The 2,802-nt window shown below is 70.4% G+C and carries 3 protein-coding genes; 2 read left to right on the forward strand and 1 reads right to left on the reverse strand.

Annotated features, from left to right (window positions below; all coding sequences use genetic code 11):
- Nucleotides 1-917, reverse strand: a 917-nt coding sequence (locus ETD83_RS40970) for a pirin family protein (RefSeq protein ID WP_138650627.1), incomplete at its 3' end; no start/stop codon positions are given.
- Between the two features lie 106 nt (nucleotides 918-1,023).
- Here ETD83_RS40970 and ETD83_RS40975 point away from each other — a divergent pair.
- Both ETD83_RS40975 and ETD83_RS40980 read left to right on the forward strand, forming a co-directional pair.
- Nucleotides 1,024-2,106, forward strand: coding sequence for a lipoate--protein ligase family protein (locus ETD83_RS40975; RefSeq protein WP_138650628.1), 1,083 nt, complete (start codon nucleotides 1,024-1,026; stop codon nucleotides 2,104-2,106).
- Nucleotides 2,107-2,248: 142 nt separating this feature from the next.
- Nucleotides 2,249-2,802, forward strand: a 554-nt coding sequence (locus tag ETD83_RS40980) for a TerD family protein (RefSeq protein WP_138650629.1), incomplete at its 3' end; no start/stop codon positions are given.

The raw sequence follows: 2,802 nt of genomic DNA on the forward strand, positions 1-2,802 counted from the left end.
GGGATGGCCTCCCCGTCGTATCCGCGGACGACGCCGAAACGGTCGCCAGCCGTCCAGTCCTGGCGTGCCTTGGCGATTTCGTCGCCCGTCCGGGCGACGAAATTCCACCACATGACGAGCTTCTCCTCGAATGGCTCGCCGCCGAGCAGCACGAGCCCGCTGCCGCCGTCGGTGGCCCTCAGCGGCAGTTCGCGGCGGCCGCAGCCGAGGTAGAGCATCGAGCCGGGCTCCACCCGCAACCCGTCGATCTCCGTTATGCCGGACATCGTGAGCGCCGCGTACTCGAAGTCGGGCTCGACCGGCAGCCGCGCTACGGCTCCGTCCGCCAGGGTGATGTCGGCGCCCATGATGGGTGTGTAGGCCGTGCCGGGTGAGGCGGCTCCGTCCAGTTCCCCCAGGATGACGGTGGCTCCGAACCCGGGGCCCTGCACGACGGGCAGGTCGGCGTGGTGCTCGAACGCGGGATCGGTGTGCCGGTGGGTTTCCGGTAGCGCCACCCATAGCTGGGCGCCGTGCAGGATGGCCGGATGGCTGCGCGGCGACTCCTCCGAGTGCGCGATGGCCCGTCCCGCGGTCATCAGCCCCAGCTCCCTGGGGCGGACGGTCTGGAGGCTGCCCAGGCTGTCGCGGTGCAGTACCTCGCCGTCGTGCAGCCAGCTCACCGTCTGCAGCCCGATATGCGGATGGGGCGGCACCTGCATGCCCGGCTCGCCCGTGATGTCGTCCGGGCCGTAGTGGTCGACGAAGCACCAGGCGCCCACCATCCGCCGCCCCAGGCTGGGCAGCAGCCGCCGGACGACCGTGCTCTCACCGAGCGGCACGCGCCGCGGTGGCAGAAGCTCATGCACGGGACGGCCTGGGACGTCGTCCCGTCCACCGCACTCGACCGGCTTCGGCCGGACGTCGAGATTGCTCACCGGCACCGTCCTTCCCATGACCGCCACCCGTGACGATGCCCGGGCGTCCGTCCGCCAAGCCGATCGGCGGAATCAGCGTTGGGACGGTGGGGTTCGACTGTATGTGATGCACGGTGAGTACAAGGTCCCCGGTGGCAAGCTCGTCGTCGCCGACGTGGACGTCGCGGACGGGCTGTTGCGCGAGCCGAGAATCAGCGGCGACTTCTTCCTTGAACCTGACGGGGCACTGGAGGACATCAACGCCGTCCTGGACGGCCTCCCCGCTGGGCTCGACGCAAAAGCGATCGGCGCGCGTGTGGAAGCGGGCCTACCGCAGGGCACGGTGATGCTGGGAATCACTGCGGAGGCGGTAGGAATCGCGGTGCGGCGGGCCGTGGCGCAAGCCTCGGACTGGCGGGACCACGATTGGCGGCTGATCCATGAGCCGCCGCAGGACCCCGCCCTGCACATGGCGCTCGACCAGGTCCTCGTCGAGGAGGTCGGCGCGGGACGGCGCCCACCGACGCTGCGGGTGTGGGAGTGGGCCTCGCCTGCGGTGGTCATCGGGAGCTTCCAGTCGCTGCGGAACGAGGTCGACGCCGAGGCGGCCGGACGGCACGGCGTGGACGTGGTCCGCCGCATCAGCGGCGGCGGGGCGATGTTCATCGAGCCGGGCAACACGATCACGTACTCGCTGTACGCGCCGGAGACGCTGGTGGCGGGCATGTCGTTCGCGGAGAGCTACGCGTTCCTGGACGACTGGGTGCTGGGCGCGCTCGGCGAGCTCGGGATCAAGGCGTGGTACCAGCCGCTGAACGACATCGCGTCCGACCAGGGCAAGATCGCGGGCGCGGCGCAGAAGCGGCTCGCCGCCGGCGCGGTGCTGCACCACGTGACCATGGCGTACGACATCGACGCGGAGAAGATGCTGCGGGTGCTGCGGATCGGCAGGGAGAAGATCTCCGACAAGGGGATCGCCAGCGCGGTCAAGCGCGTCGACCCGCTGCGCCGCCAGACCGGCCTCCCCCGGGAGGAGATCATCGATCGCATGATCGGGCACTTCCGGAGCCGGTACGGCCTCATCGGCGACGAGGTGAGCGAGGACGAACTGCGCCTTGCCCGCAAGTACGTCACGGACAAGTTCAGCACCCCGGAATGGACGGCACGCGCCCTGACGCCTCCGCGCCACACACCCCCCGAAACGCTCTAGCGTCGAGGTGAACCGCACGCCGAAACGCCGTCGACGTCCGGGCCGGAACTCCGCGACGATTCGGTACGTCCGTCCATTGCAGGTCGCGAGGCCGCGCGACGGCCCGTAGGTTGAGGGCATCGATCGATGATGAGGAGCGTTCATGTCGTTGCAGAAGGGCGCCAACACCGCGGTGCCGGTTCCCTCGGTCCGGGTCGAGCTCGGCTGGCAGGGGGGTCCGGGCGTGCCCGACGCGGACGCGTCCGCGCTCCTGCTGGCGGACACGGGACGGGTGCGTTCGGACGACGATTTCGTCTTCTACAACCAGCCGGCGCACAAGTCGGGAGCGGTCCGCCACGACGGCAAGCAGCAGGGGCCGACCGTCCTGGACATCCTGTCGATCGATCTGGACCGGGTGGAGCCCGCCATCGACAGGATCGTCGTCGCGGCGTCCTCGGACGGAGGCACCTTCGGCAAGTTCCAGGGCCTGTACGTGCGCGTGGTCGACGCGGCGGCCGGTACCGAGGTCGCCCGGTTCGACAGTGAGGGGGCCACGACGGAGACGGCGTTCGTGCTCGGCGAGCTGTACCGGCGCCAGGGCGCGTGGAAGTTCCGCGCCGTCGGCCAGGGGTACGACTCCGGGCTCGCCGGCCTCGCGAGCGATTACGGGATCTCGGTGGACGATCCCGGCCAGGCCGCCCCTCCGCCGCCTCCCCC

Source organism: Actinomadura soli (assembly GCF_005889715.1).
Lineage (GTDB): Bacteria > Actinomycetota > Actinomycetes > Streptosporangiales > Streptosporangiaceae > Spirillospora > Spirillospora soli.

Bases quoted from the DNA above. Each gene is read 5' to 3' on its own strand.
- ETD83_RS40975 (WP_138650628.1), top strand. From the start codon at position 1,024: ATGCACGGTGAGTACAAGGTCCCCGGTGGCAAGCTCGTCGTCGCCGAC.